Raw genomic sequence first — 25,117 nt, forward strand, 5'->3', positions numbered from 1 at the left:
CGGCCGCCGTGGGGTGGCAGGGCATGACCTCTCAACTTTAGTAAATCTCGTACATGGCCGGCATGGAATGTGAATAAATTGTTCCTCCCACGGGATCTCGGAAGGAGACACATGCCCAGGCGACTCGGTGTCATCTCGGTGGTCGTGCTCGCGGCGATGTCGCTCGGCGGGTGCGGGGGTTCCTCGCACGACGCCCATGCCTCCCACGGGTCCCACTCGCCCAGCCCGGAGGCAGCCACCCAGTCGGCGCCGGTGGTTCAGGGCGGTGCGCCCGGGGAGACCGCCGAGACGATCTCGCCGTCGGCCGCCGGCACGGACGAGTGGACCCAGACCGACGCCGACTTCGTGACGATGATGATCCCTCACCACGCCCAGGCGCTGGAGATGACCCGGCTGGCGCGGGAGCACGGCGTCCACCCCGAGGTCGTGTCCCTGGCCAAGCGCATCGAGGCGGCCCAGGGCCCCGAGATCGTGGCGATGAGCGGCTGGCTCGATCTGCGCGGGCTGAGGGTTCCCCGGGCCTCGGATCCCCCGCACACCATGGCCGGCATGCTCACCCCCGAACAGATGACCGCGCTCGGCAAGGCCCGTGGCGAGGAGTTCGACCGGCTCTTCCTGACCGGGATGATCCAGCACCACCAGGGCGCCCTGGAGATGGCCGAGCCGATGGCGTCCAAGGGCGGCGACGCGCTGGCGATCGAGATGGCGACGGACGTCGAGGCCACCCAGTCGGTGGAGATCGAGATCATGGAGAAGCTGCTCGCGGACCTGTGAGAACCGGTACGTTGCGGCGATGCCCCTCACCCCTGCCCGTCGCCGACGGGTGCTGATCGGCTCCGCCGTCTTCGCCTGTCTCGCCCTGGTCATGACCGCGCTGGTCTACACCGGCGTCGTGATGCCGACCCGTCTGTTCGCGGCGAAGTACGACGTACGCGGCATCGACGTCTCCCACCACAACGGCACCGTCAACTGGCCGCGGGTCGCTGAGCAGGACATCGACTTCGCCTGGATCAAGGCGACCGAGGGCTCCTCCCACGTCGACTCACGCTTCGCCGCCAACTGGGCCCAGGCGCAGCGCGCCGGGATCGCGACCGGCGCCTACCACTTCATGAGCTTCGAGAGCCCGGGCGCCGACCAGGCGCACAACATGATCGCCACGGTGCCTCGGGTCCCCGGCACGCTCGCCCCGGTCGTCGACCTGGAGCCCTACGGTTCCTTCAAGGGAAATCTGCCGCCCGCCACCGAGGTCCGCGCCATCCTCGACCCGCTGTTGTCCACGCTCGAGGCGCACTACGGCACCGCGCCGGTCATCTACACCACCCCGTCGGCCTACCGCGCCTATCTGGTCGACGCCTACCCCGACAACCCGATCTGGTTCCGCTCCGTCGCCTGGCCGCCCCGTGTCCCCGACGGACGTTCCTGGACCATCTGGCAGTACTCGAACCGGGACCGGCTCGACGGCGTGGGGAGTGAGAAGGAGGCGTACGTCGATATGAATGTGCTTTCGGACGACGTCTCGCTCGGATCGCTCGTCGTCCGCTGAAATCGCCGAGTCGGCGCATCGGACCCCTTTCGCTCGCTTCGCTTCGCGAAGCACGGGGTCAGATGCGCCGACTCGGCTCTGTGTCAGTGGCCGTGACCGTGGCCGTGACCGGCCGCGGGCGCCTCTTCCTCTTCCGGCTTGTCGACGACCAGGGTCTCGGTCGTGAGCAGCATGCCCGCGATCGAGGTGGCGTTGATGAGCGCGGAGCGGGTCACCTTGACCGGGTCGATGACGCCCTGGGCAACCAGGTCGCCGTACTCACCGGTGGCGGCGTTGTAGCCCTGGCCGACGCCGAGGTCGCGGACCTTGGTGGTGATGACGTAGCCGTTCTCGCCACCGTTCTCGGCGATCCAGCGCAGCGGCTCGTCGGCGGCCTTGCGGACGACGCGTACGCCGACCGCCTCGTCGCCCTCGAGGCCGAGGTCCTTCTCCAGGACGGAGACGGCGTGGATCAGCGCGGAGCCACCGCCGGGGACGATGCCCTCCTCGATGGCGGCGCGGGTCGCGGAGACAGCGTCCTCGATGCGGTGCTTCTTCTCCTTGAGCTCCACCTCGGTGTGAGCGCCGACCTTGATCACGCAGACGCCACCGGCGAGCTTGGCGAGGCGCTCCTGGAGCTTCTCGCGGTCCCAGTCGGAGTCGGTGCGCTCGATCTCGGACTTGAGCTCGGCGACGCGGCCCTCGACGGCAGCAGCGTCGCCGCCACCCTCGACGATGGTCGTGTTGTCCTTGGACACCGTCACGCGGCGGGCGGTGCCGAGCACCTCGAGGCCGACCTGGTCGAGCTTGAGGCCGACCTCCTCGGCGACGACCTGCGCGCCGGTCAGGATCGCGATGTCCTGCAGCATGGCCTTGCGGCGGTCACCGAACGCGGGCGCCTTGACGGCGGTCGCGTTGAAGGTGCCCTTGATCTTGTTCACGACCAGGGTCGAGAGGGCTTCGCCCTCGACGTCCTCGGCGATGATGAACAGCGGCTTGCCGGCGGCGATGACCTTCTCCAGCAGCGGCAGGAGCTCCTGGATGGAGCTGATCTTGCCCTGGACGAGCAGGATCAGCGGGTCGTCGATGACGGCCTCCATCCGCTCCTGGTCGGTCACGAAGTACTGAGAGATGTAGCCCTTGTCGAACTGCATGCCCTCGGTGAACTCGAGCTCGGTGCCCGTGGTGTTGGACTCCTCGACGGTGATGACGCCGTCCTTGCCCACCTTGGCGAAGGCCTCGGCGAGGATCTCGCCGATCTTCGCGTCGCGGGAGGAGATGGTGGCGACCGAGGCCATGTCGGACTCGTCGACGACCTCACGAGCGGCGGCACGCAGCGCGTCGCCGACGGCGGCGGCAGCGGCGTCCATACCGCGCTTGAGGCTCATCGGGTTGGCGCCGGCGGCAACCGCCCGCAGACCCTCGTGGACCATCGCCTGGGCGAGGACGGTCGCGGTGGTCGTGCCGTCACCAGCGATGTCGTTGGTCTTGGTCGCGACCTCCTTGGTGAGCTGAGCACCAAGGTTCTCGAACGGGTCGTCCAGCTCGACCTCACGGGCGACGGTGACGCCGTCGTTGGTGATGGTCGGGGCGCCCCACTTCTTGTCGAGGACGACGTAGCGGCCCTTGGGGCCCAGCGTCACCTTGACGGCGTTGGCGAGGGCGTCGACGCCACGCTCGAGGGCGCGGCGGGCGTTCTCGTCGAACTCCAGGATCTTCGGCATTAGTATTTACTCCCTAGTACGCAGTGCGCGGCCGAGGCCGCCGGGACATATACCCCGCCCGGCCCGGCCGCGCTTTGCGAGACGGATGACGTCAGGCGATGACCGCGAGGATGTCGCGGGCCGACAGGATGAGGTACTCCTCGCCGGCGTACTTCACCTCGGTGCCGCCGTACTTGCTGTAGATGACCTTGTCGCCCACGGCGACGTCGAGCGGGACGCGGTTGCCCTTGTCGTCGATGCGACCCGGACCGAGGGCCAGGACCTCGCCCTCCTGGGGCTTCTCCTTGGCCGTGTCCGGGATGACCAGGCCCGAGGCAGTGGTCTGCTCGGCCTCGACGGCCTTCACGACGATGCGGTCCTCGAGCGGCTTGATGTTGACCGACACTGTGTCGACCTCCCCATTTCTTCTATGGAGTCAGATGATTCTGGGTGGGTGTTGCTACGTCTGTGCTTGCGACATGCCACGTACGCCGTCGCGGGGGTCGCACCCGGCTCGCAAGCGCTGGCACACTCAGGGGGAGAGTGCCAATGCAGACGTTAGCACTCGACCACAATGAGTGCCAGCAAGGCCCGCTTATCGCTGTCCCGGGAGTCTCACCGTGAGCGCGATCGCGCCGGCCACCAGGCCCAGGACGATGATGCCTCCGACGACCAGGAGGGACCAGCGATCCTCGCTTTCGTCCTTTTCCTCGAATGTGGTGATCTTGAGCTCCTCGCCATCGCCCGGCAGGGGGCCGAGGGATGACGGCTCGCCCGGTGCCGGGGACTTCTCGGCGCCGGCCGAGCCGCTCGGCTCCGCCTTCTTCTCCGGTGCTTCCGCGGTGATCTCAGCCTTCGGTTCCTCCTCCGGCGCCGCTGTCTCCGGGGCCGCTTCGGGCTCGCTCGCGACCGGGATCTGCACGTACGTCACCGAGTAGCTCTCCAGCTGCTTGCCGCTGCTGTGACTGACGACGGTGGTCCTCTGCGGCGTGGACAGCGTGTGCCTCTCGGCGCCGGCGTTCCCGCGTCCGACCACGCAGAACGACGCGATCCGGTAGCCATCGGGCGCCGTCGCGGTGGCGGATGTGGCACCCACAGACGTGTAGGAGCGGTCCCCGGATGAGCATTGGCTCACCGGGGTCGCGGTGTCAGCCGACGCGGGCGGGGACAGCGTCAGCGACAGCAGAGTCAGGACGGCCCCGGCCGCCCCGAGGATCGGCAGGGTCATGCGGGGGGATCTACGCACTCGGCGGATCCTACATAAACACCCCGCAGGGTAATGGAGTTTGCCGCGTCCGTAATCCCGCCTGAGAGGATCGGTTCATGGATCTCGATGCCTTCGCCTGGTTGCTGACCGACGACGGGCAACGGCTGCTGGCGCGGGCCACCGAGATGGAGTCGTCCGGATCGGCCCTGTCGGTGCAGACCGCGTTGCGCAAGGACGAGACCGCCGAGCGCGTGGCCGCGGCGATGACCCAGATCGATCTGCGCCAGAAGGCGGCCGCCAAGTTCGGCGACCTGGCGCCGAGGATGTACTTCACCCCCGACGGCCTCGAGCAGGCCACTCGGCTCGCCGTCGCGCACCACCGGGCGGCGCGGCTGCGTGCCTTCGACGCGGCGAGCGTCATCGACCTCGGCTGCGGGATCGGCGGCGACCTGATCGCCTCCTCCCGCGCCGGGCTCACCGCGGCCGGGGTCGACCACGATCCGGAGCGGGTCGCCGTCGCCCAGGCGAATCTCGATGCTCTCGGGCTGCCGGGCGCGGTCACCGTCGCCGACGCGACCGGTGTCGACCATTCCCCTTTCGACGTGGCGTACGCCGATCCGGCACGTCGCGGCGCCAAGGGCCGGGTCTTCTCCGCCGAGGGGTGGACCCCGCCGTGGTCGTGGGTCGAGACGCTCTTCGAGCGCGATGCCTGCGTGAAGGTCGCCCCCGGGATCCCGCACGATCTCGTCCCCGGCGAGGTCGAGGCCGAGTGGGTCAGTGACCGCGGCGAGGTCAAGGAGGCGGCGCTGTGGTCGGGCTCGTTGGCCAGCACGCATCGTCGGGCCACCGTGATCGGTGAGCGTGGGTTGGCGACACTCACCTCCGAGGACGATCCGGGCGGTGAGGTCGGCGGGGTCGCCGAGTTCCTCTACGAGCCCGACGGTGCGGTGATCCGTGCCGGGCTGGTCACCGCCGTCGCCGCCGGGGTGCAGGGCCATCTGGTCGACGAGCACATCGCGTACGTCACCTCCTCCGCCTCCTTCGAGACACCCTTTGCCCGCGGGTATCAGGTGCTCGAGGAGCTTCCCTACCGGGAGAAGCAGCTCAAGGCGGCGCTCCGCGAGCGTGGGATCGGGAAGCTGACCATCAAGAAGCGTGGCGTGCAGGTCGTGCCCGAACAGCTCCGCAAGCGGCTCGCGCTGTCGGGCTCGGCCGAGGCGACGATCGTGCTCACCAGGGTTGCCGGCGAGGGGACGTGCCTGCTGGTGCGGCCCTTCTGAGGGTCAGACCAGGACGGTCGTGATCGGCTGGGAGGAGTCGGCCGGGAGATCCAGGGCCGAGGGCGTACGTCCCCTGGCCACCATCTCCGCCCCGAGAGCCGCCACCATCGCGCCGTTGTCGGTGCACAGGCCCGGTCGCGGGACCCGGACCCGGATGCCGAGCTTGGTGGCCCGCTCCTCGGCGAGCACCCGGAGCCGGCTGTTTGCGGCGACCCCGCCGCCGATGATGATGTCCTCGATGCCTTCGGAGGAGGCGGCGTCGAGGGCTTTCCGCACCAGCACGTCGACCACGGCCTCCTGGAAGCTGGCCGCCACGTCGGCGACCGGGACGGGTTCGCCGCTGCGCTCCTTGGCCTCGATCCAGCGCGCGACAGCGGTCTTGAGTCCTGAGAAGGAGAAGTCGAACCGGTGTCGCTCCAGGTCTCGCCGGCTGGTCAGCCCGCGGGGGAAGTCGATCGCGATCGAGCTGCCCGACGTGGCGGTCCTGTCGATCACCGGACCGCCCGGGAAGCCCAGGCCGAGCAGACGGGCGACCTTGTCGAAGGCCTCTCCGGCGGCGTCGTCGATCGTCGCGCCCATCGGGTCGACGCCTTCGGTGATGTCGGTGACCTTGAGCAGGCTGGAGTGGCCGCCGGAGACGAGCATGGCCACGCATGGCTCCGGGAGCGGACCGTGCTGCAGCTGGTCGACCGCGACGTGTGAGGCCAGGTGGTTGACCCCGTAGATCGGCTTGTCGAGCCCGAGGGCGAGTGCCTTGGCCGCGGCCACCCCGACGAGCAGGGCGCCGGCGAGCCCGGGACCAGAGGTGACGGCGATCGCGTCGACGTCGTTCAGCTTGATCCCCGACTCCTCGCAGGCCCGCTCGATCGTCGGCACCATCGCCTCCAGGTGCGCCCGACTCGCGACCTCGGGAACCACCCCACCGAAGCGGGCATGCTCCTCGACGCTGCTCGCCACCGCGTCGGCCAGCAGTGTGTGACCGCGCACGACACCGATCCCGGTCTCATCGCACGACGTCTCGATCCCGAGGACCAGGGGCTCATCAACGAGGGCACCGGAAGTCATGAGCCCATTCTGCCTCCACGTCGCTCTGAGGCTCAGCGCCGGCCCAGGGCGGGGACGCGGCCCCTGGCTTCGGCGGACGAACGAATTTTCATTCACCCCCGACACGTGAACGAATCTTCATTCACCCCCGACACGTGAACGAATCTTCATTCACCCCCGACACGTGAACGAATCTTCATTCACCCCCGACACGTGAACGAACTTTCATTCGTGACAGGCGCTCGAATGAATCTTCGTTCGTCACGGGCGCGCGAAAGAACGTTCGTTCGCCCGGGCCTCACAGCCCGCCCGAGAAACGCCCCGAGAACGACTCAGGCGAAGGTCCGGCCCCTCAGGCGGCTTGGGCGCTGTCCAGATCGTCATGGAGGGCTGAGTAAGCGGCGGCCCAGAGTTGTTGCGCGAGATCAGGCTCGATCGGATCGGCGGAGCAGAGGCCGTCCCACAGCCCACGGAGCAATATCACCAGCCCACCCGATTCGTAGTCCGTGAGTTCCCGGCCGATCGACCTGCTGAGCCAGAACTTGACGTTGTGCCACACGTAGCGGACCGCCTCGCCGACATCGTCGTTCGTCCGAGCGAGTTCCTCGAAACCCAGCCAGGCTCTGAGAAAGAACATCTCGTCCCGGGTCGAAGGCAGGTAGCCGGCCCATCCCCGTAGGTTCACGCGCCGAGCGATCCCCTCCCAGTAGATGCCGGCGAATCCCGCGCTGGCATGGGGCAGCATGTTCTCCCGCCCGGCGAACCACTTGTGCAGCGTCGACACCGCCATGTTCGCTTCCTCGGCAACCACCTTGAGGGTGGGCGCACGCAAGCCGTCGCGCCCGATCGTCCTCGCCATGGCGAGGCCGGCTGTCGTCGATTCGAAACCGCTGCGGTTGAAGGCCATGACACTGATCGCACCACAGACCACCGACATTTCGGCCCGATACGACCTCAGCCAGATGTCGTCGGCGGGCCGGTGAGCTCCATCGCCAGCACGATCCCCGTCGCCCCGTCGCGGTAGTAGCGCTCACGGCGGTCGATCTCGACGAATCCGGCCTGGTCGTAGAACTGGAGGGCCGCGACGTTGCCTTCACGCACCTCGAGGAGAAGTCGCTCGGCTCCCTCGCTCCGAGCGAGCTCGATCGACGCCGCGAGGAGCGACCCACCGATCCCGCGGCGGCGCTGCTCCTGAGCGGTCGCGATCCGCTGGAGCTCGGCGATCTCGTAGACGACGCTCACCAGCGCATGACCGACGACCGTCCCCGCATCATCGACCGCGACCAGGATCCGGACGGTGGGCATCTTGCCTTCGATCGCCACCTGCAGGTACTCGGGCGTCCACGCGTCGTCGGGGAACGCCTCGACCTCGAGGTCGGCGATCGCGTCGACGTCGTCCGGGCCGGCCGAGCGTACGGTCACTGCGAGACTTTCTTCTGGACCTTCTTCTGGGCAGCCTGCTCCACCGCATCGGGCCGGCGTAGGTAGAGCGGCTCGGGGTCCATCAGCTCGACCCGCTCCTCGGCCACCGCCCGCGCCAGCCAAGCGGCGGACGGGCGCACCGGGCCGAGCGGCGTCGGGAACGCATCGGGATAGAGCAGCGCCCCCTCACCGACCACCGGCACCGAGGTGGCGACCTCGGCGGGGCGGGCGACGACAGGTCCCTCGAGGCGTGCGCCGTCGGCGTCGTAGGACGCCAGGTAGACCTCCTTGCGCCGCGCATCGGTCGCCACGAAGAACCCCTCGGTGGTCGAGCTTGTCGAGACCACGCCGGACTCCACCGCCTCCACCGCGAGCACGTCCAAGGAGCAGGCCGCATAGACCGGGATCTCCAGCGCGAACCCGAGAGTCCGAGCGGTGACCAAGCCGACCCGGAGACCGGTGAACGGCCCCGGTCCGGCGCCCACGGCGATGGCCGTCAGATCCTGACGTACGATCCCGGCCGCCGCCATGACGTCGGAGATCAGCGGCGCGAGCTGCTCACCGTGCTTCATGGTCCGGTCGGAGGCGAGCTCGGCGACGACATCGTCGCCGTCGTGGAGCGCCACGGTGACCTGGGGCGTTGCGGTGTCAAAGGCGAGAAGCACGACTCACACCCTAGAGCGCGCTCAGGTCCACGCCACGCCAGCGGGCCCCGACGGGAACGATCTCCACACGCCGAGGGTCGGCACCGTCAGGCGCCTCGACCAGATCCAGCGGAGCCTCGTCGGCCTCGGCGCGGACGATCCGGATCTCCAGCCGCGACTCGGAGAGCCCCTCGGCCAGGCCCTCGCCCCACTCGACGACGGTCACCGCGTCGTCGAGATCGGTGTCCAGGTCGAGATCGTCGAGCTCGTCGATCCCACCCAGCCGATACGCGTCGACGTGGACGAGCTCCGGACCACCGACCGTCGAAGGGTGCACCCGGGCGATCACGAAGGTCGGCGAGGTGATCTCACCGCGCACCCCCAGCCCCGCCCCGAGGCCCTTGGTGAAGGTGGTCTTGCCGGCGCCGAGGCCGCCGGAGAGGACGAGTACGTCGCCAGCGGCGAGCAGACCGGACATCCGCCGGCCCAGCTCGAACATCGCGTCGGGGTCGAGCGCCTCGACGACGTGCTCGTTCAGCGGACGATGCAGCCGCACCGCGGGCGCGTCACGCGAGATCTCCCGAAATCCCTGCCGCTCCCAGAACCGCAGCGTCTCCGGGAGCTCCTCACGAGCGATCACCGCGAGGTCGCCGAAACCCTCCGAGCGCGCCAGCCCGGCGGCGTACGTCACCATCTTGTGCGCCACACCATGACCCTGCTGATCAGGCAGAACAGCGAATCGCCGCAGCCACATCGTCGAGTCTGCGGGATCCATCACGACGGCCCCGACCCCGACCCCGTCCAACCGCGCCAAGACACCTCCGAAGCCGGAGAGGCGCTCCTTCATCGACCCCTCGGTCTCCCCGAGCGCGTCGGCGGGCGGGTCCAGAGGCGGGCGGGCGGAGAAGGCCGTGCGGACGATACCGAGCACCTCGGCCGCGGCCTCCGCCCCGACCCGCTCGAAGACGAGCGTCATGCCGAGGCCGCATCCCGGGTGGCCGAGGCGAGCAGCTGGTCGAGCTCGGCGTTGACCTGACCGTGCCGCTCGAGGATGACCATGTGCCCGGCCTTCTCGCACTCGACCAGCCGCGATCCGGGGATGTAGGAGTGCAGCTTGCGGCTGTGACCGACGGCGGTGAGCCGGTCGGCGGTGCCGCAGATGATCGTGGTCGGCACCCGCCCCATCGCGGCGACGCTCGAGAACTTGTCCAGCGCACGGAAGCTCGGGAAGAACTCCGCGACCACCTCGAACGGCGTCTGCGAGAGCAACCCGTCGACGAACTCGACGTACGCCTCCGGCACCTCGTCCCCGAAGGCGAACACGTCGGTGAAGACGGTCGCCACCGAGGACCCCATGGCCCGGAACCGGTCGACGATCCCGTGCCCGCGGGCCAGCGTGCGCATCGTGCTGTTGGCGATCCCGCCGGACAGCTTGGCCGGGAGCACCGGGATCAGCAGCCGGCTCGGGTCCAGACCTCCGGCGGTCGTCGAGATCAGGGCGGCACCGATGATGCGGCCACCCTCGTCGTAGGGGGCGAACAGCTCGGGGTGGTCCTCGGCGAGCGCGGCGATCGTCATCCCGCCCATCGAGTGGCCGATCAGGATCACCGGGCCCTCCGGCACGACCGCGTCCAGCACGCGGAGCAGGTCGTCACCGAGCTGGTCGATGGTGGCGTTGCCGAGCGAGGACCGGCCGCTGCGGCCGTGGCTGCGCTGGTCGTAGAAGACCGACCGCACCAGGCCTCGGTAGGCGGCGCGCTGGAAGTGCCAGCAGTCGAGGTTGAGGCAGTAGCCGTGGACGAAGACGAGCGTCACCTCGCTCGCGCCACCGTTGTGGTGAGCCGAGTCGACCTCGTCGATCTCCACATGAAGAGGTACGCCGTCGGAGGTCACCACGGTCACCGGACAGGACCGCAGCGTACCGAGCGGGGTCTTGTCCTCGGGGCGCTCCTCGATCGCGCGGCGGCGCTTCTTGACCACCACCGCGCCGCGGGCCGCGGCAGCGACCGCCGCAGCTCCCAGCGTCCCTGCCGCGATCTGACCGATCCGTGTTGCGATGCTCATTGGTCGCCTCCCTGCTCGGTGTCGACGTAACGCCGCTTCATCCGTCCTCCGATCCTGGTGACGACCTCGTAGGCGATGGTCTCGCTCGCTTCGGCCCAGTCCTGGGCGGTCGGCTCGCCATCGGCTCCGGTGCCCCACAGAACCACCTCGGCACCGGGTTCGACCGCGGCGTCGCCGAGATCGACCACGATCTGGTCCATGCAGATGGTGCCGCGTACGGGGCGCCGTAGCCCGTCCACCCACACCGACGCGCGATTCCCGGAACGACGCTGGATGCCCTCGGCGTAGCCGACCGGGACCAACCCGACGGTCGTCGGCGCCTCGGCCACCCAGGTGTGGTTGTAGGAGACGCCCGCGCCGGCCTCGATCCGCTTCACCAGCGCCAGCTCGGCGCGCACGGTCATCGCCGGGACGAGTCCGAGCTCGTGCCACGGCGATCCGTCGACGCCCGGCGCCGGGTCGATGCCGTACGTCGCGATCCCGACCCGCACCAGGTCGAGCCGTGCGCTCGGCCGCAGCAGCGCTCCCGCAGAGTTGGCGAGGTGGCGCACCTCGGGCCGGAGGCCGGCCTCCTCGGCGACTGCGAGCGCCTCACCGAAGACCTTCTCCTGGAGGGCGCTGGCCGGGTCGGCGGTGTTCTCGCTGGAGCTGAAGTGCGACCAGATGCCGGTCACCCGGATCGCCCCTTCCGCCTCCAGGATCCGCGCCAGCGCGACCAGGTTGCCCCAGTCGGCGAAGGCCGCGCCTCCCCGGGAGAGCCCGGTGTCCACCTTGAGCTGCACCCGCGGCGTACGGCCCAGGGCGTCGCCGGCGGCGGCGAACTTCTCCAGGTCGGCGACGGTGTAGGCGGTGACGTCGATGTCCGCGGCCACGAGGTCCTCGGCAGGCTCGCTCGGCATGATCAGCCAGGCCAGCAGCCTGCCCTCGTCGCCGGCCGCGCGCAGCGCGAGCGCCTCGTCGGCCGAGGCCACGCCGAGCCAGTCGGCACCGCCCTCACGAGCGGCCCGTCCGGCCTCGACCAGGCCGTGCCCGTAGCCGTCGGCCTTCACCACCGTCATGATCGGCGTACGAAGGTGCTCCTTCAGCCGCGAGACGTTGTGGCGGATCGCGGCGAGGTCGATGACGATCTCGGCTCGCCGAAGCGGAGCCCGAGGCGCTGGGCTCGGTGACATGATGTCAAGGATAGTTGCCGCGCTGTGCTCTTTTAGGCAGGGGGCAAGACAGCAGGAAGGGATCGGATAACGGCGGGTATCGCCGCGGCGACGCCGCTCGCGGTCACCGGCCCGCCGGCGCTCGCCAGGCTCGCCGCCGCACCGTGCAGCCAGGCCCCGGCCGAGGCCGCGTCGATGGGCGCGAGACCGGTGGCGAGGAGCGAGCCGATCAGGCCGCCGAGCACGTCCCCCGAGCCGGCAGTGGCCAGCCAGGAGGTGCCCGTGGTGTTGACGCGTACCGGCGTGTCGGGGTCCGGCGAGGCGATCGTCGTGCGGCGGCCTTTGAGCAGCACCACCGCGTGGAACCGTTGGGCCGCGAGCCGCGCGTAGTGCAGCGGACGGGCCTCGATGTCGGCGCGGTCCTCCCGGATCAGCGTCGCCAGCTCGCCCGCGTGCGGAGTCAGGATCGCGGGCACGCCGAGTGGCCCCGTCAACGGACGGAGGCTGTCGGCGTCGATGACCAGAGGTACGCCGCTGGCCCGGGCGAACGCGAGCGCGCTGTTGGCGCCGTCGGCGCTGCCCGAGCCGACCACCCAGGCCTGGGCCTGCCCGTCGCCGACCACCTCCGGATGCTGGCGTTTGACCCACTCCGAGGCGGTCCCGACGTAGCGGACCATCCCGGCGAGCCCGGTGTTGGCGCCGGCGACGGCCAGCAGCGCGGCGCCGGGATAGGTGGCGCTGCCGACCCGCAGGCCGACCACGCCGCGGGTGTACTTGTGCACGTCCGGCGCCGGGCGCGGCACCAGAGCGGCCACGTCGGCCGCCTCGAGACTCTCGATCGCCGGCGTCGGGAGGTCGAGGCCGATATCGATCAGCTGGACCTTCCCGCAGGCCGAGGCCGCCGGGTCGAGCAGATGACACGGCTTGTAGGTGCCGAAGGTGACCGTCAGATCGGCGTCCACATGGGCGCCGTCCACCTCCCCTGCGTCGACGCAGACCCCGCTCGGCGTGTCGACGGCGACCACCGGGACCCCGGCGAGCATCCCCAGCGCCGCCTCGGCCTCCGGCCGCAGCCCGGGCTTCCCCCCGATCCCCACGATCCCGTCGATGACCACGTCCGCACCGGTGGTCGAGCTTGTCGAGGCCACCCCAGAGGAAACAGTCCCCCCTGCCGCCTTCAGAGCACTGACCCCACCCGTGTGCGCCCGATCCGAGAGCAGCCACGCCTCGACCCGCGCGCCGCGACGCGCGAGAAGCGCCCCGGCGTACAGCGCGTCCCCGCCGTTGTCGCCGCTCCCGACGAGCAGCACGACACGCTTCCCGTAGGCACCGCCCAGGTGACCGATGACCGCATACGCCAACCCGGCCGCAGCGCGCTGCATCAGGGCGCCTTCTGGCAGGCTCGCCATCAAGGCCTTCTCTGCCGCTCTGACCTGCTCAACCGAGTGCGCACGCCGCATGACCCCAGCCTACGCGCCGAGTCGCTGCCGGGGCCGGGCCGAAGGGCTCGAACCAGCCCGTCAGTCCTCCAGGACGACCATCGCCGAGGCGATCCCGGCGTCGTGGGAGAGCGAGAGGTGGACGGTGGCGACGCCGAGCTTCGTGGCCTGCGCCAGCACCGTGCCGCGGAGCTCGAACCGGGGCTGTCCCGACGACTCCGAGATCACCTCGGCGTCGTGCCACTCCATCCCCTGGGGCGCGCCGAGCGCCTTGGCGAGCGCCTCCTTGGCGGCGAACCGAGCGGCCAGCGAGGCCATCGGCTTCCCCGCCTCGGCGGGGGTGAACAGGCGCTCGCGCAGCCGCGGCGTACGCTCCAGCGACTCCTCGAAACGCGCCAGGTCGCACACGTCGATCCCGACTCCGATCACGGCCATCAGCGCAGCACCGTCACTCGACCGTGACGGACTTGGCGAGGTTGCGGGGCTGGTCCACGTCGTAGCCGAGCTCGGTGGCGAGCTGGCAGGCGAAGAGCTGCATCGGCACGACCGCGACGAGAGGCTGCAGGAGCACCGGCACCTTCGGCAGCCGGATGATCGTGTCGGAGACCGAGTCGACCGAGTCGTCGCCCTCCTCGACCAGCGCGATGGTGCGCGCGCCGCGAGCGCGCACCTCCATGATCCCCGAGCGCATCTTGTCGTGGAGGAAGTCGCGGCCGCGTGGGGGCACGATGCACCAGATCGGCAGTCCCTCCTCGACCAGCGCGATCGGGCCGTGCTTGAGCTCGCCGGCGGCGAACCCCTCGGCGTGCAGGTAGGCGAGCTCCTTGAGCTTGAGCGCGCCCTCCAGCGCCACCGGGTAGCCGGCGTGGCGGCCCAGGAACAGGAAGGCCCGGCGGTCGGCGTACTCACGTGCCAGGTCGTAGACCTGCGGCGCGGTCTCCAAGACCTTCGACACGGCGGCAGGCATCGCCTCGAGCTGCGTCATCACGCCGTCGATCTCGTCGCCGTACATCGTGCCCTTGACCTGGGCCAGGTAGAGCGCGAGCAGGTAGCAGGCGACCAGTTGGGTGACGTACCCCTTGGTCGAGGCGACCCCGATCTCCGGGCCGGCGTGGGTGTAGATGACCGCGTCGGACTCGCGCGGGATCGTGGAGCCGTTGGTGTTGCAGATCGCCAGCACCTTGGAGCGCTGCGAGCGCGCGTGCCGGATCGCCTGCAACGTGTCGGCGGTCTCGCCGGACTGCGAGATCGCCACCACCAGGGTCGAGTTGTCGAGGATGGGGTCGCGATAGCGGAACTCGCTCGCCAGCTCGACCTCCACCGAGATCCGGCACCAGTGCTCGATGGCGTACTTCGCGACCATGCCCGCATAGAACGAGGTCCCCGCGGCGATGATGATGATCTTGGTGACCTCGCGCAGCTCGTCGTCGTCGAGCCGCATCTCGTCGAGGTGGAGCGACCCCGAAGGCGTACGCCGCCCCAGCAGCGAGTCGGCGACAGCACGAGGCTGCTCGAGGATCTCCTTGCGCATGAACCAGTCGTGGCCGTCCTTCTCGGCGGCGGCCAGATCCCAGTCGACGTGGAAGCGGCGGCCCTCGGCGGGGGTGCCGTCGAAGTTGGTGACCGTCGCGCCCTCGCGGGTGATCGTGACGACCTGGTCCTGGTCGAGCTCCATCGCCTCGCGGGTGTGCTCGATGAAGGCGGCGACGTCGGAGCCGAGGAACGACTCCCCCTCGCCCAGGCCGACCACGAGCGGGCTGTTGCGTCGGGCGGCGACGACGCGGGACGGGTCCTCGGCGTCGACCGCGACGAAGGTGAAGGCACCCTCCAGGACCGAGCAGACCTTCTGCATCGCGATGGTCAGGTCGGCGCCGCCGACGACCTCGCGCTCGAGCAGGTGGGCGGCCACCTCGGTGTCGGTCTGCGAGGCGAACTCGTGCCCGTCGGTCTCCAGCGAGGCCCGCAGCTCGGCGAAGTTCTCGATGATCCCGTTGTGCACGACCGCGACGCGCCCGATGCGGCCGACGTGCGGGTGGGCGTTGCCGTCGGTCGGGCCACCGTGGGTCGCCCAGCGGGTGTGGCCGATCCCGGTCGTCGCCGCCGGCAACGGCGTGTCCGCGATCGCCTTCTCGAGGTTGGCGAGCTTGCCGGCCCGCTTGTCCACGGCCAGCTTCCTGCTGGCCACCAACGCGATCCCGGCCGAGTCATAGCCGCGGTACTCCAACCGCCGCAGGCCATCGATCACGACGCTCTGCGCCGACCGGTCTCCGACGTACCCAACGATGCCGCACATGGCGGATGATCCTACGGCGCTCGTGGACCCCATCAGGAAGTGGCGGCGCCAGTGCGTAACAATCGTTGCCATGTCACACCCCGGGCCACACGGCGATGACCGCGGCTCCTCGCCCTACGTCGAGCTCGACCGTAGCGCGTGGGCCGAGCTCGCGACCGAGACCGAGAGTCCGCTGACCGAGGCCGAGATCGAGTCGCTGCGTGGCCTGGGCGACCAGATAGACCTCAAGGAGGTCGAGGAGGTCTACCTGCCGCTGAGCCGCCTGCTCAGCCTCTACGTGAGCGCCTCCGCCAAGCTCCACGACCAGCAGGAGCTGTTCCTCGGCAAGACGATGCCGGAGCGTACGCCCTTCGTCATCGGCGTCGCCGGGTCTGTCGCCGTCGGCAAGTCGACCACCGCGCGTGTGCTCCAGCAGATGCTCGCCCACTGGCCCGAGCACCCCAACGTCGCCCTGGTGACCACCGACGGGTTCCTCTACCCCAACGCCGAGCTCGAGCGGCGCGGCCTGATGGAGCGCAAGGGCTTCCCGGAGTCCTACGACCGCAAGGCGCTGCTCCGCTTCCTCGTCGACCTCAAGTCGGGCGAGGACGAGGTGCGCGCGCCGATCTACTCACACCTGACCTACGACGTCACCGACCAGACCGTGACCGTCAAGAAACCCGACATCGTCATCCTCGAGGGGCTCAACGTCCTGCAGCCCTCCCGGGTCCGCGCCGACGGCACCATCTCGCTCGGCCTGTCCGACTTCTTCGACTTCTCCGTCTACGTCGATGCCGACTCGCGCGACATCAAGCAGTGGTACGTCGAGCGCTTCCTGCGTCTGCGCGAGACCGCCTTCCGCGACCCGTCGTCCTACTTCACGAAGTACGCGGCCCTGAGCCACGACGAGGCCATCACCCGCGCCACCGAGATCTGGAACGAGATCAACGGCCCCAACCTCCGCGAGAACGTCCTCCCGACCCGCTCCCGCGCCACCCTCGTGCTCCGGAAGGACCGCGACCACTCGGTGCGGTATGTGAGGTTGCGGAAGATCTAGGCGGTTGGTTCGTCTAGGTATGCAGAGAAACCTTCACTTCCCGTGCGGAGTTCCGCCCGGGAAGTGAAGGTTCGGCTGCATACCTAGACGAACATTCAGAGTGCCAGCCGGGACCGCACCACGCCCGCGAGCCGCTCGGCGCACGCCTCGGCCTCGTGGTGGGTGGGAGCCTCGACCATGACGCGTACGAGATTCTCCGTGCCGGAGGGACGCAGCAGGATCCGACCGGAGCCGGCGAGGGCCTTTTCCTCCGCGGCGACCGCCTCCAGGAGACCGGAGTCCGTCTTGCAGCGGGCCTTGTCGACCCCCTTGACGTTGAGCAGGACCTGCGGGAGCCGGGTGACGACGGAGGCGAGGTCGGCGAGCGTACGCCCGGTGTCGGTCATCCGCTGCAGGACGTGGAGCGCGGTGAGGATGCCGTCGCCGGTCGTGGCGTGCTCGCTCATGATGATGTGGCCAGACTGCTCGCCGCCGATGGCGTAGCCGCCGCGGCGCATCTCCTCGAGCACGTAGCGGTCGCCCACGGCGGTCTGCTTCACGCGGACGCCTGCGGCGTCCATCGCCTTCACGAAGCCGAGGTTGCTCATCACGGTGACGACGACGGTGTCGTCCGGGAGGCGGCCGGCGTCGTGGAGCCCGAGGGCGAGGATCGCGATGAGCTGGTCGCCGTCGACCAGGTTGCCCTGGGCGTCGACGGCCAGGCAGCGGTCGGCGTCGCCGTCCCAGGCGAAGCCGACGTCGGCGCCATGTTCGACGACAGCCTTCTGGAGCATCTCCGGGTGGGTCGAGCCGACGCCGTCGTTGATCGAGAGCCCGTCGTTGGTGTCGTTGATCGCGATCACCTTCGCGCCGGCCTGGTCCAGGGCCAAGGGCCCGGCGGCCGCTGCCGCGCCGTTGGCGCAGTCGACGACGACGGTCAGCCCGTCGAGACGCCGCTCGAGCGTGGAGACCAGGTGGGCGGCGTACGTCTCCACGGGGTTGTCGTGGGACGAGATCCGGCCCACCGACGCACCGGTCGGGCGGTCCCAGGGCTCGTCGAGGTGCGCCTCGATCCGGTCCTCGAGGATGTCGTCGAGCTTGTGCCCGCCGCGCTGGAGGAACTTGATGCCGTTGTCGGGCATCGGGTTGTGCGAGGCCGAGATGACCACGCCGAGGTCGGCCTGCAGCGCCGCGGTCAGGTAGGCGACCCCGGGCGTCGGCAGCACGCCGACCTCGATCACGTCGCAGCCGGCCGAGGCCAGACCGCCGGCGACCGTCGCTTGCAAGAACTGTCCCGAGACGCGCGAGTCGTTGCCGATGACCGCCAGCGGCTTGCGTCCGCTGCCGGAGCCGCGAAGCTCCTCGGTGAGGACCAGTGCTGCCGAGGTCGCCAGGTTCTGGGCGAGCGAGGCCGTGAGGACCTCGCCGTTCGCGAGACCGCGAACTCCGTCAGTGCCGAAAAGGCGTGCCACGTCCGTGTGACCTTCTTTCGTACGTCGGCCCCCGCCCGAAAATGAGTCGGGGTGCCTCGGCGAGCCGAGGCACCCCAACAATGCTAGGCGATCGCGAGGGCGATCAGCGCTTGCTGAACTGCGAGGCCTTGCGGGCCTTCTTGAGACCGGCCTTCTTCCGCTCCACGACGCGGGCGTCGCGGGTCAGCAGACCGGCCTTCTTCAGGGTCGGGCGGTTGGCCTCGACGTCGACGTCGTTCAGCGCACGGGCCACGCCGAGACGCAGCGCGCCGGCCTGACCGGCGATGCCGCCGCCGTCGATGCGGGCGATCACGTCGAAGCGACCCTCGAGCTGCAGCGCGACGAACGGCTCGTTCGCGACCTGCTGGTGCAGCTTGTTCGGGAAGTAGTCCTCGATGGTGCGACCGTTGATGGTCCACGCGCCGGTGCCCGGAACGATCCGGACGCGGGCGACGGCCTCCTTGCGGCGGCCGGTGGCGGCGGCCGGGGCGATGGTCGCCGGGCGCTCGGGGGTGTCGGCGGATGGGGCGCTCTCGGAGGTGTACGCGAGGCCCTGCTCGTCGGTCTCGAAGGTCTCCTCGACCTCTACGGTGTTCTCAGTCATGTTCTGGTCCTGGCTCACTGGGCGATCTGCTTGATCTCGAACGGAACGGCCTGCTGCGCGGCGTGCGGGTGCTCAGGGCCGGAGTAGACCTTCAGCTTCTTGAGCATCTGACGGCCGAGCTTGTTCTTCGGCAGCATGCCCCACACCGCCTTCTCGATCGCCTTGCGAGCGTCCTTGTCCAGGACCTCACCGATCGGGGTGGCCGTCAGACCGCCCGGGTAGCCCGAGTGACGGTAAGCCAGCTTGGTGGTCTTCTTGTTGCCGGAGAGGGAGACCTTCTCGGCGTTGATCACGATGACGAAGTCGCCGGTGTCCGCGTTGGGCGCGAAGATCGCCTTGTGCTTGCCGCGGAGGAGCTCGGCGACCTGGACAGCGAGGCGGCCGAGACGGACGTCGGTCGCGTCGATCACGAGCCAGGCGCGCTCGATGTCGCCCGGCTTGGGAGCGTAAGTACGCACGTGTGCCTTCTTAGTTCGTAGTGCCCGCCCAGCGGGTGCAGGAGGCGGGATGTTGCTGCGTGGCTTCTGACGAACACGGCCCGGCTTGCCCCGTCGCTGGGAACCCAGCGACAGTCATCCGGATCTGCGCCCCTGACCGTGCGACAGTTCTCATCGAACTGGATCAGGACGCGGCAGGAGTCACGACCTCACAAGGTTACGAGTCCCCGCGCAGCGGAGACAAATCAAGAACGTACGCCGCCGGTCGGGGAGCCGGGCGGCGTACGCGTTCTTGGGCGGGTCAGCTCGACTGACCCGGGAAGGACCGTCCGTCGGACTGGCCCTGGGGCTGGCCGAGGCCGCCCGGACCACGGCCGTCGTGGCCGAAGTCGGGCGGCTGGCCGTACGGCATCTCGCCGCCCCCGCGCATCTGGCCCAGCTCCCGCGGGCCGCGGTCCGCGCCTCCGTCGACGACCGCGGCGACGACCCCGGCGGCAACGCCGCCACCGAGGACGAGCCCGGCGGCCGCTGCGGCCGCGACGCTCTTCCATCCGAAGACCCGGTCGGAGAGCTTCTTCTTCGGCGCAACCGCCGCCACAGGTGCAGCAGTCGGAGGACCGTAGGCAGGCGGCGCGTACGCCGGCGCGGGCTGCTCGGCGGCGGACTGCTCGGCCGTCGGTTCCACCGGCTCGGGAGCCTCGTCCGTACTCTTGTCGCTCATGCTTCCAGAGTCCGCCGGGTTCCTGTGGTGAGGCTGTGCGAGACCTTTGGCTTCGGTGAGAAGCAGGACGTACGCCGCCGGAGCCGTGCCCGGCGGCGTACGTCGTTCTCTGCTTGATGGTCGGCTACTGGTCGACGCCGACCTCACCCTCGGGGGCGTAGAGGTCTGCGACCTCCTCAGGATCCGGCTCCGGACGCTCCTCGGGACCCGACGGAGCCGGCTGGTTCTTCTCGACCACCGGTCGCTCCGGCTCGTCCTCGCCGGAGAGGGCGAGGACTCCACCGAAGGCACCAGCAACCAGCAGCACGACCGCGGCGCCCGCCAGGATCAGCTTGCGCGTCATGGTCACGCCAGTACGCGGTACTGGATGCCGACCGCGTACTTCCAGATGTCGTAGCGCGAGCTCGAGTTGAGGCCCGCGGTCCACCACACGGCGGGGCAGTACTGCGTCGAGGTGCGGCTCTGGATCAGGCTGTTGGGCGAGGCGACGGACGCCATCGTCTTCCACTTGATCGAGTTGCCGAACTGGTGGCGCTGACGCGTCGACCAGTCCGACGGGCGCAGCACGGTGGTGACCAGGTAGACGTCCTTCGTGTAGCCCTTCGGACGGCCGCCGTAGTGCTTGAGCGTCAGGTTGCGGTAGTTGCCGTCGACCGACTTCGGCAGGCACTTGACGTTCTCGGTGTAGACCGTCGCCTTGGCGCTGTCGCCGGGGGCCTTGCAGCGCACGTTCGAACGGAGGCCGCGGGACTCCGACCAGTCGCTGCGAGCGGGCGCCTTGAGGGTCGAGCAGGAGCCGACGTACTTGTAGTCGAGGGCGTCGGCGGCGGTGACCGTCCTGCTGTAGGTCTTCCAGGTCAGCTTCTTGGCGGACGCGGCGACCGAGATCTGGGCGGTGGTGGCGTTGCCGGCCTTGTCCTTGGCCTCGATGCGGATGTAGAAGGTGCCGGAGACCCGGGTGCCGGCGTTGTTGTTGCCGTTCCAGGTGTGGGACGCGGTGCCGGTGAAGCTCGTGGACGAGCCCAGGGTGCGGACCAGCGTGCCGCCGGCGGTGACCACCTTGGCGGTGTAGCCGACGGTCTCGTTCACGGTCATCTTGGCCGTGACCGTGTCGCGGTAGCCGTCCGGGTATGGGTAGAAGGTCGTCAGGCTGCGGCTCAGGGTGACGACCGGCTTGGTGGCGTCGACGGACCCGAGCTCGACGGTGACGGAGTCGGTCGCGCCGCTCTCACCCTCGACGAACCCGGTGAGCCGGTAGGTGTCGGTCGCGGTCGGCATCGTCGCCTGGACCGACCCGACACCGTTCGTGTCGAGCGTGATCGGCGCCGACTGCGGGCCGCTCGGCGAGGTGCCGTTCGAGCCGGTGATCGTCCAGTTGGCCACCGGGTTGGCGCCGAGCGCCTCGATGTTGTCCACGTCGTACGTCACCGGGAACGTCGCGCCCCCGGCCGGGGTGGTGGCGGGAACGGTGATCACGACGGTGGTCACGACGGCGGCCGCCGGCTCCTCCGCCACGCCTGCCGCGGGAGGCTCAGCCTCGGCGCCGGGCTCGGTCTCGGGCTGGGCCTCCGGCTGGGTCTCGGGCTGGGTCTCGGGCTCCGTCACGGTGTCCGCCTCGGTGCCCGTCTCGGTCTCCGTTTCGGGAGCGGGCTGCGAGTCGGCCGGGGTCGTCTCGACGGTCGTCGTCTCCGACGAGTCCGTGGGGGTCGACGGGGTCTCCGTCGCGAAGGCCGGCACCGCCGGCACGATCAGGGCGACGGCAGCAGCCGCCACCAGTGCGCGCATGCGCATCTGTGGTTCCTCCGAGTCTCTTGCCCGAGATGGTCTTGGTGTCGCTTCGCTGCCAGAGAACGCGAGGCGGGGCCGAGATGGCCGACGGAACATATACCCCGGGGCGCACACCCTCCGCACCGGTATTTGCTGCCGCGTTACCGAGCTGGCGACAACGATGAGGCATCTGGCGTAGCCTGATCGTAGGATTGTCTGACAATCAGATGATTCTGCCTCAGATCACCGAGAACGCCCCACGAGATGGAGGAGTGCGATGACCCTGCTCAACGACGCTCAGGACGCCGCTGCGACCAGCCTGACCCCCGCCGCCTTCGCTGCCGCCGAAGCGCACTCCGCGCACAACTACCACCCGCTCGAGGTGGTGATCAGCCACGCCGAGGGCGCCTGGGTGACCGACGTCGACGGTCGCCGCTGCCTCGACATGCTGGCCGGCTACAGCGCGCTGAACTTCGGTCACGGCCACCCCGCACTGCTGTCCGCCGCCCGTGAGCAGCTCGACAAGGTCACCCTGACCTCGCGTGCGTTCGTGCACGACCAGTTCGCCGAGTTCACCGCCCGCCTGGCCGCGATGTGCGGCAAGGACATGGTGCTGCCGATGAACACCGGCGCCGAGGCCGTCGAGACGGCCATCAAGGTCGCCCGCAAGTGGGGCTACGACGTCAAGGGTGTCCCCGCCGACCAGGCCGAGATCATCGTGATGGCCGGCAACTTCCACGGCCGCACCACCACGATCGTCGGCTTCTCCGACGACGCCGACGCCCGCGACGGCTTCGGCCCGTTCGCCCCCGGCTTCGTGATGGTCCCGTACGCCGACCTGGCCGCGATCGAGGCCGCCATCACCCCCAACACGGTGGCCGTGCTGGTCGAGCCGATCCAGGGCGAGTCCGGCGTCGTCATCCCCGGCGACGACTTCCTGGTCGGGCTGCGCGAGGTCTGCACCCGCGAGAACGTGCTCTTCGCCGCCGACGAGATCCAGGCCGGCCTCGGCCGCACCGGCTACACCTTCGCCTGCGACCACGCGGGGGTGAAGCCGGACATGTACATCCTCGGCAAGGCGCTCGGCGGCGGCATCGTCCCGGTCTCGGCGGTCGTCGCCGACCGCGACGTGCTCGGCGTCATCGGCCCCGGCCAGCACGGCTCCACCTTCGGTGGCAACCCGCTCGCCTGCGCCGTCGGCACCGCCGTGATCGAGCTGCTCGAGACCGGTGAGTTCCAGGCCCGCGCCGAGGCCCTCGGCCAGGTGCTGCGCGACCGGCTCCTGGCGATGGTCGGCAAGGGCATCGTGGGCTTCCGCTCCCGCGGCCTGTGGGCCGGCGTCGACATCGACCCGGCCGTCGGCACCGGTCGCGAGATCTGCGAGCGCCTCCTCGCCCGCGGCGTGCTCGCCAAGGACACCCACGGCTCCACCATCCGCCTCGCGCCGCCCCTGGTGATCGCCGAGGAGGACCTCCACTGGGCCCTCGACCAGCTCGAGGCCGCTGTCTCCGAGTAGACCCGAGCCGCCCTGTAACACGTCGTTCGACGTACTGGTCGCCCCAAGAGAACGACCGGATAGTACGTCGAACGACGTGTTACTCGTCCGCTAGCCGTCGAGCGCGGCGAGATCGTCGATGATCTCGTTCGCCGCGGCGACGAACAGCTCCTGCAATACGCGGATCAGCTCGGTATAGGACGCCGCGGTCTGGTCAGGCGTCATCGTCACCCGGTCCAGGCTGCCGGTGGTCAGGACCTGGTTGACCGCCCGCGGCGCGGGAAGCCCGATGGCCCCGTCGGTCGCGGTGTTGTAGGTGATCTGGTCGAGAGTCTCGCGCTGACGCTCCGAGGTCGCGGTGTAGAAGTCCGCGAGCGATCGGCGCCAGGTGGCCTCGGCCGCAGCCAGCAAGACGAGGTCTTCCTTGCTGATGGGCTCGGCTTGCACAGCACCCGGAGCCTGCGGCTGCTGGTGCTTGGTGATGGCGTTCGTCATGACGGCCTGCTCCTCGAGGAGCGAATCGAAGACCGGTTGAACGCTGCCGAGCGCCTGGATCTCGGAGTCGATCTCGGAGTCACCGACCCACGGCACGAACGTTGAGATCGCGAGGAGGTCGTTGACGAGTGCCAGGTAGGCCAGCTGCCCCGCCTGGGTCTCGGCCTTGAGGGAGTCGGCGCGCATCTCCGCCATGCCGTCCAACGACTGCTGGATCCTGGAGAGGAGATCCGCGAGCTCCTGGTTCCCGCCGGCGTCGATCTGCTCCGCCTTCGCGCTCCAGGTGGTGATGGACTCATCGGTCGTCGTCCGCATCGGCCTCAGCACCACGTCGGGGACGGCCTCCATGGTGGCGTGGCGCTCGAAGATCAGGTTGATCGCCAGGTCCAGGCTGCTGGGCAGCGCCTGTGCGACCGACTCGGCCTGACGCACCGACGATGTCGACGTTGAGGTCGGGGAATCTGCCGGATCCGTGGCCCGGTCCGCAACGACGGGCCGCAGCGCCACCCCTGCGATGGCGATGACGCCGACCGCCAGGACGGTCCCAGCGGTGGCGACCAGGCGGGCTCGGCGCACGCGGCGGCGGCCGCGACGTACGTCTTCGGAGGGGTCCACGCGTGGGACCGGAGCAGTGACGCCGATGCGGTGGAGGCGCTCGGTCAGCAGAGTGTCGTCGTCGAAGATGTTCATCGCCGGCCTCCTCGGGCAGCGTCGGAGTCAGCGTGGCCAGGACGAAGGGTGCGGCGCAGGTTGGCCAGGGCCTCAGAGGTCTGGCTCTTGACCGTCCCACTGCTGACACCGAGGTCGGCGGCGGTCTCCTCGACCGACAGACCCCAGTAGTGTCGAAGCACCACAACCCGGCGCTGACCTGCAGGAAGAGATCGCAGCGCGGTCCAGAGCTCGTCGAGGTCCTCGGCCCCGAGGCCGACGGGTGCCGGCCGGTCGGCGATCTCGCCCGCCCGCTCGCGCCGCCACGGACGGCGGCCCTCGTCGAGATGACTGTTGACCAGCACCCGACGTACGTAGGCATCGACGCTGTCGGCCTTCTGCACCTTTCGCCACGCTGCGTACACCTTCGACAGCGTCAGCTGCACGATGTCCTCGGCGCGATGCTCGTCACCGCACAGCAGGTAGGCCGCGCGGAACAGATGCGCACGTCTCTCCCTGACGTAGGCGGTGAACTCCTCGTCCCGACTCACCAGTCTCCTCCTCCGGTTCCAACCCCCGACGCCCTACTGACGCGGTCGGTCGTCGATCGGTTGGGAGCGGGCGCGTGCATTCCTGAGTGCGGGCGAACGTGTAACACGTCGTTCGTAGTACTACTCGCCCTATCTGAACGACC

Annotated in this window: 26 protein-coding genes; 5 read left to right on the top strand and 21 right to left on the bottom strand. The window is 69.6% G+C overall.

Going from position 1 to position 25,117, the window contains the following annotated elements:
• The first annotated feature begins 111 nt into the window (after positions 1 to 111).
• Positions 112 to 774 carry a DUF305 domain-containing protein gene (locus tag OG984_RS16315; RefSeq protein WP_328527345.1) on the top strand — a complete coding sequence of 221 codons (663 nt, stop codon included), beginning with the start codon at positions 112 to 114 and terminating at the stop codon, positions 772 to 774.
• A 19-nt stretch (positions 775 to 793) separates the two neighbouring features.
• Positions 794 to 1,543 carry a glycoside hydrolase family 25 protein gene (locus tag OG984_RS16320; protein ID WP_328527346.1) on the top strand — a complete coding sequence of 250 codons (750 nt, stop codon included), beginning with the start codon at positions 794 to 796 and terminating at the stop codon, positions 1,541 to 1,543.
• An 83-nt stretch (positions 1,544 to 1,626) separates the two neighbouring features.
• Here the strand turns inward: OG984_RS16320 and groL are convergent, their stop codons facing one another.
• From groL to OG984_RS16335, 3 genes are all read right to left on the bottom strand, one after another.
• The gene (gene groL / locus OG984_RS16325) at positions 1,627 to 3,246 is read right to left on the bottom strand and encodes a chaperonin GroEL (RefSeq protein ID WP_328527347.1); all 1,620 of its coding nucleotides are present in this window, start codon (positions 3,244 to 3,246) and stop codon (positions 1,627 to 1,629) included.
• A gap of 91 nt (positions 3,247 to 3,337) precedes the next feature.
• Entirely contained in the window at positions 3,338 to 3,631 is a 294-nt protein-coding gene (gene groES / locus OG984_RS16330) for a co-chaperone GroES (RefSeq protein WP_008362423.1), read from the bottom strand.
• A 189-nt stretch (positions 3,632 to 3,820) separates the two neighbouring features.
• Complete coding sequence (locus OG984_RS16335; RefSeq protein WP_328527348.1) at positions 3,821 to 4,453, bottom strand: hypothetical protein; 633 nt, start codon at positions 4,451 to 4,453, stop codon at positions 3,821 to 3,823.
• A gap of 95 nt (positions 4,454 to 4,548) precedes the next feature.
• Here OG984_RS16335 and OG984_RS16340 point away from each other — a divergent pair, with 95 nt between their 5' ends.
• Positions 4,549 to 5,712, top strand: coding sequence for a class I SAM-dependent methyltransferase (locus tag OG984_RS16340; protein WP_328527349.1), 1,164 nt, complete (start codon positions 4,549 to 4,551; stop codon positions 5,710 to 5,712).
• Positions 5,713 to 5,715: 3 nt separating this feature from the next.
• On the opposite strand, the gene tsaD is transcribed toward OG984_RS16340, so the two are convergent.
• The 10 genes from tsaD to glmS all read right to left on the bottom strand — a co-directional run bounded on the left by tsaD (position 5,716) and on the right by glmS (position 15,769).
• Positions 5,716 to 6,777 carry a tRNA (adenosine(37)-N6)-threonylcarbamoyltransferase complex transferase subunit TsaD gene (tsaD, locus tag OG984_RS16345; protein ID WP_328527350.1) on the bottom strand — a complete coding sequence of 354 codons (1,062 nt, stop codon included), beginning with the start codon at positions 6,775 to 6,777 and terminating at the stop codon, positions 5,716 to 5,718.
• Between the two features lie 331 nt (positions 6,778 to 7,108).
• Positions 7,109 to 7,663: a hypothetical protein gene (locus OG984_RS16350; protein WP_328527351.1), complete on the bottom strand. Its 555-nt coding sequence runs from the start codon at positions 7,661 to 7,663 to the stop codon at positions 7,109 to 7,111.
• Between the two features lie 47 nt (positions 7,664 to 7,710).
• Entirely contained in the window at positions 7,711 to 8,178 is a 468-nt protein-coding gene (gene rimI, locus OG984_RS16355; RefSeq protein ID WP_328527352.1) for a ribosomal protein S18-alanine N-acetyltransferase, read from the bottom strand.
• Positions 8,175 to 8,843, bottom strand: coding sequence for a tRNA (adenosine(37)-N6)-threonylcarbamoyltransferase complex dimerization subunit type 1 TsaB (gene tsaB, locus OG984_RS16360; protein WP_328527353.1), 669 nt, complete (start codon positions 8,841 to 8,843; stop codon positions 8,175 to 8,177). The genes rimI and tsaB overlap by 4 nt, the downstream gene beginning before the upstream one ends.
• A 10-nt stretch (positions 8,844 to 8,853) precedes the next feature.
• Positions 8,854 to 9,798, bottom strand: a complete 945-nt coding sequence (gene tsaE, locus OG984_RS16365) for a tRNA (adenosine(37)-N6)-threonylcarbamoyltransferase complex ATPase subunit type 1 TsaE (protein WP_328527354.1) — start codon at positions 9,796 to 9,798, stop codon at positions 8,854 to 8,856.
• Positions 9,795 to 10,886 (bottom strand): alpha/beta fold hydrolase, encoded by a 1,092-nt coding sequence (locus tag OG984_RS16370; protein WP_328527355.1) that lies wholly within the window; start codon positions 10,884 to 10,886, stop codon positions 9,795 to 9,797. The genes tsaE and OG984_RS16370 overlap by 4 nt, the downstream gene beginning before the upstream one ends.
• Entirely contained in the window at positions 10,883 to 12,058 is a 1,176-nt protein-coding gene (alr, locus tag OG984_RS16375) for an alanine racemase (protein WP_328527356.1), read from the bottom strand. The genes OG984_RS16370 and alr overlap by 4 nt, the downstream gene beginning before the upstream one ends.
• 32 nt (positions 12,059 to 12,090) lie before the next feature.
• Positions 12,091 to 13,446: an NAD(P)H-hydrate epimerase gene (locus tag OG984_RS16380; RefSeq protein ID WP_328527357.1), complete on the bottom strand. Its 1,356-nt coding sequence runs from the start codon at positions 13,444 to 13,446 to the stop codon at positions 12,091 to 12,093.
• Positions 13,447 to 13,557: 111 nt separating this feature from the next.
• Entirely contained in the window at positions 13,558 to 13,911 is a 354-nt protein-coding gene (locus OG984_RS16385; RefSeq protein WP_008362440.1) for a holo-ACP synthase, read from the bottom strand.
• Between the two features lie 13 nt (positions 13,912 to 13,924).
• Positions 13,925 to 15,769, bottom strand: a complete 1,845-nt coding sequence (gene glmS, locus OG984_RS16390) for a glutamine--fructose-6-phosphate transaminase (isomerizing) (RefSeq protein ID WP_328527358.1) — start codon at positions 15,767 to 15,769, stop codon at positions 13,925 to 13,927.
• Positions 15,770 to 15,839: 70 nt separating this feature from the next.
• On the opposite strand from glmS, the gene coaA reads away from it, so the two are divergent.
• On the top strand, positions 15,840 to 16,805 hold the full coding sequence (coaA, locus tag OG984_RS16395) for a type I pantothenate kinase (RefSeq protein ID WP_328527359.1): 966 nt from the start codon (positions 15,840 to 15,842) through the stop codon (positions 16,803 to 16,805).
• Positions 16,806 to 16,900: 95 nt separating this feature from the next.
• Here coaA and glmM read toward each other — a convergent pair whose 3' ends face one another.
• From glmM to OG984_RS16425, 6 genes are all read right to left on the bottom strand, one after another.
• A complete protein-coding gene (glmM, locus tag OG984_RS16400; RefSeq protein ID WP_328527360.1) occupies positions 16,901 to 18,256 on the bottom strand; it encodes a phosphoglucosamine mutase in 1,356 nt (451 codons plus the stop codon).
• Between the two features lie 103 nt (positions 18,257 to 18,359).
• A complete protein-coding gene (gene rpsI, locus OG984_RS16405; protein WP_008362446.1) occupies positions 18,360 to 18,860 on the bottom strand; it encodes a 30S ribosomal protein S9 in 501 nt (166 codons plus the stop codon).
• 14 nt (positions 18,861 to 18,874) lie between these two features.
• Positions 18,875 to 19,318: a 50S ribosomal protein L13 gene (gene rplM, locus OG984_RS16410; protein ID WP_008362447.1), complete on the bottom strand. Its 444-nt coding sequence runs from the start codon at positions 19,316 to 19,318 to the stop codon at positions 18,875 to 18,877.
• A gap of 280 nt (positions 19,319 to 19,598) precedes the next feature.
• Positions 19,599 to 20,018 carry a hypothetical protein gene (locus tag OG984_RS16415; RefSeq protein WP_328527361.1) on the bottom strand — a complete coding sequence of 140 codons (420 nt, stop codon included), beginning with the start codon at positions 20,016 to 20,018 and terminating at the stop codon, positions 19,599 to 19,601.
• A 124-nt stretch (positions 20,019 to 20,142) separates the two neighbouring features.
• On the bottom strand, positions 20,143 to 20,361 hold the full coding sequence (locus OG984_RS16420) for a hypothetical protein (protein ID WP_328527362.1): 219 nt from the start codon (positions 20,359 to 20,361) through the stop codon (positions 20,143 to 20,145).
• Positions 20,362 to 20,363: 2 nt separating this feature from the next.
• Entirely contained in the window at positions 20,364 to 21,809 is a 1,446-nt protein-coding gene (locus tag OG984_RS16425; RefSeq protein ID WP_328527363.1) for a hypothetical protein, read from the bottom strand.
• Positions 21,810 to 22,062: 253 nt separating this feature from the next.
• On the opposite strand from OG984_RS16425, the gene rocD reads away from it, so the two are divergent.
• Entirely contained in the window at positions 22,063 to 23,301 is a 1,239-nt protein-coding gene (gene rocD, locus OG984_RS16430; protein ID WP_328527364.1) for an ornithine--oxo-acid transaminase, read from the top strand.
• A 90-nt stretch (positions 23,302 to 23,391) separates the two neighbouring features.
• On the opposite strand, the gene OG984_RS16435 is transcribed toward rocD, so the two are convergent.
• Both OG984_RS16435 and OG984_RS16440 read right to left on the bottom strand, forming a co-directional pair.
• Positions 23,392 to 24,465 carry a nitrate- and nitrite sensing domain-containing protein gene (locus OG984_RS16435; RefSeq protein WP_328527365.1) on the bottom strand — a complete coding sequence of 358 codons (1,074 nt, stop codon included), beginning with the start codon at positions 24,463 to 24,465 and terminating at the stop codon, positions 23,392 to 23,394.
• Entirely contained in the window at positions 24,462 to 24,974 is a 513-nt protein-coding gene (locus tag OG984_RS16440) for a SigE family RNA polymerase sigma factor (RefSeq protein ID WP_328527366.1), read from the bottom strand. The genes OG984_RS16435 and OG984_RS16440 overlap by 4 nt, the downstream gene beginning before the upstream one ends.
• Positions 24,975 to 25,117: the final 143 nt, after the last annotated feature.

This window comes from Nocardioides sp. NBC_00368, from assembly GCF_036090055.1.
Taxonomy (GTDB): Bacteria; Actinomycetota; Actinomycetes; order Propionibacteriales; family Nocardioidaceae; genus Nocardioides.

Excerpts from the sequence above, each read along its gene's own strand:
- OG984_RS16315 (WP_328527345.1), top strand. The coding sequence starts at position 112 with ATGCCCAGGCGACTCGGTGTCATCTCGGTGGTCGTGCTCGCGGCGATG.
- OG984_RS16320 (WP_328527346.1), top strand. The coding sequence starts at position 794 with ATGCCCCTCACCCCTGCCCGTCGCCGACGGGTGCTGATCGGCTCCGCC.
- groL (WP_328527347.1), bottom strand. The coding sequence starts at position 3,246 with ATGCCGAAGATCCTGGAGTTCGACGAGAACGCCCGCCGCGCCCTCGAG.
- OG984_RS16335 (WP_328527348.1), bottom strand. The coding sequence starts at position 4,453 with ATGACCCTGCCGATCCTCGGGGCGGCCGGGGCCGTCCTGACTCTGCTG.
- OG984_RS16340 (WP_328527349.1), top strand. The coding sequence starts at position 4,549 with ATGGATCTCGATGCCTTCGCCTGGTTGCTGACCGACGACGGGCAACGG.
- tsaD (WP_328527350.1), bottom strand. The coding sequence starts at position 6,777 with ATGACTTCCGGTGCCCTCGTTGATGAGCCCCTGGTCCTCGGGATCGAG.
- OG984_RS16350 (WP_328527351.1), bottom strand. The coding sequence starts at position 7,663 with ATGGCCTTCAACCGCAGCGGTTTCGAATCGACGACAGCCGGCCTCGCC.
- tsaE (WP_328527354.1), bottom strand. The coding sequence starts at position 9,798 with ATGACGCTCGTCTTCGAGCGGGTCGGGGCGGAGGCCGCGGCCGAGGTG.
- OG984_RS16370 (WP_328527355.1), bottom strand. The coding sequence starts at position 10,886 with ATGAGCATCGCAACACGGATCGGTCAGATCGCGGCAGGGACGCTGGGA.
- alr (WP_328527356.1), bottom strand. The coding sequence starts at position 12,058 with ATGTCACCGAGCCCAGCGCCTCGGGCTCCGCTTCGGCGAGCCGAGATC.
- OG984_RS16380 (WP_328527357.1), bottom strand. The coding sequence starts at position 13,446 with ATGGCGAGCCTGCCAGAAGGCGCCCTGATGCAGCGCGCTGCGGCCGGG.
- OG984_RS16385 (WP_008362440.1), bottom strand. The coding sequence starts at position 13,911 with ATGGCCGTGATCGGAGTCGGGATCGACGTGTGCGACCTGGCGCGTTTC.
- glmS (WP_328527358.1), bottom strand. The coding sequence starts at position 15,769 with ATGTGCGGCATCGTTGGGTACGTCGGAGACCGGTCGGCGCAGAGCGTC.
- coaA (WP_328527359.1), top strand. The coding sequence starts at position 15,840 with ATGTCACACCCCGGGCCACACGGCGATGACCGCGGCTCCTCGCCCTAC.
- rpsI (WP_008362446.1), bottom strand. The coding sequence starts at position 18,860 with ATGACTGAGAACACCGTAGAGGTCGAGGAGACCTTCGAGACCGACGAG.
- OG984_RS16415 (WP_328527361.1), bottom strand. The coding sequence starts at position 20,018 with ATGAGCGACAAGAGTACGGACGAGGCTCCCGAGCCGGTGGAACCGACG.
- OG984_RS16420 (WP_328527362.1), bottom strand. The coding sequence starts at position 20,361 with ATGACGCGCAAGCTGATCCTGGCGGGCGCCGCGGTCGTGCTGCTGGTT.
- OG984_RS16425 (WP_328527363.1), bottom strand. The coding sequence starts at position 21,809 with ATGCGCATGCGCGCACTGGTGGCGGCTGCTGCCGTCGCCCTGATCGTG.
- rocD (WP_328527364.1), top strand. The coding sequence starts at position 22,063 with ATGACCCTGCTCAACGACGCTCAGGACGCCGCTGCGACCAGCCTGACC.
- OG984_RS16435 (WP_328527365.1), bottom strand. The coding sequence starts at position 24,465 with ATGAACATCTTCGACGACGACACTCTGCTGACCGAGCGCCTCCACCGC.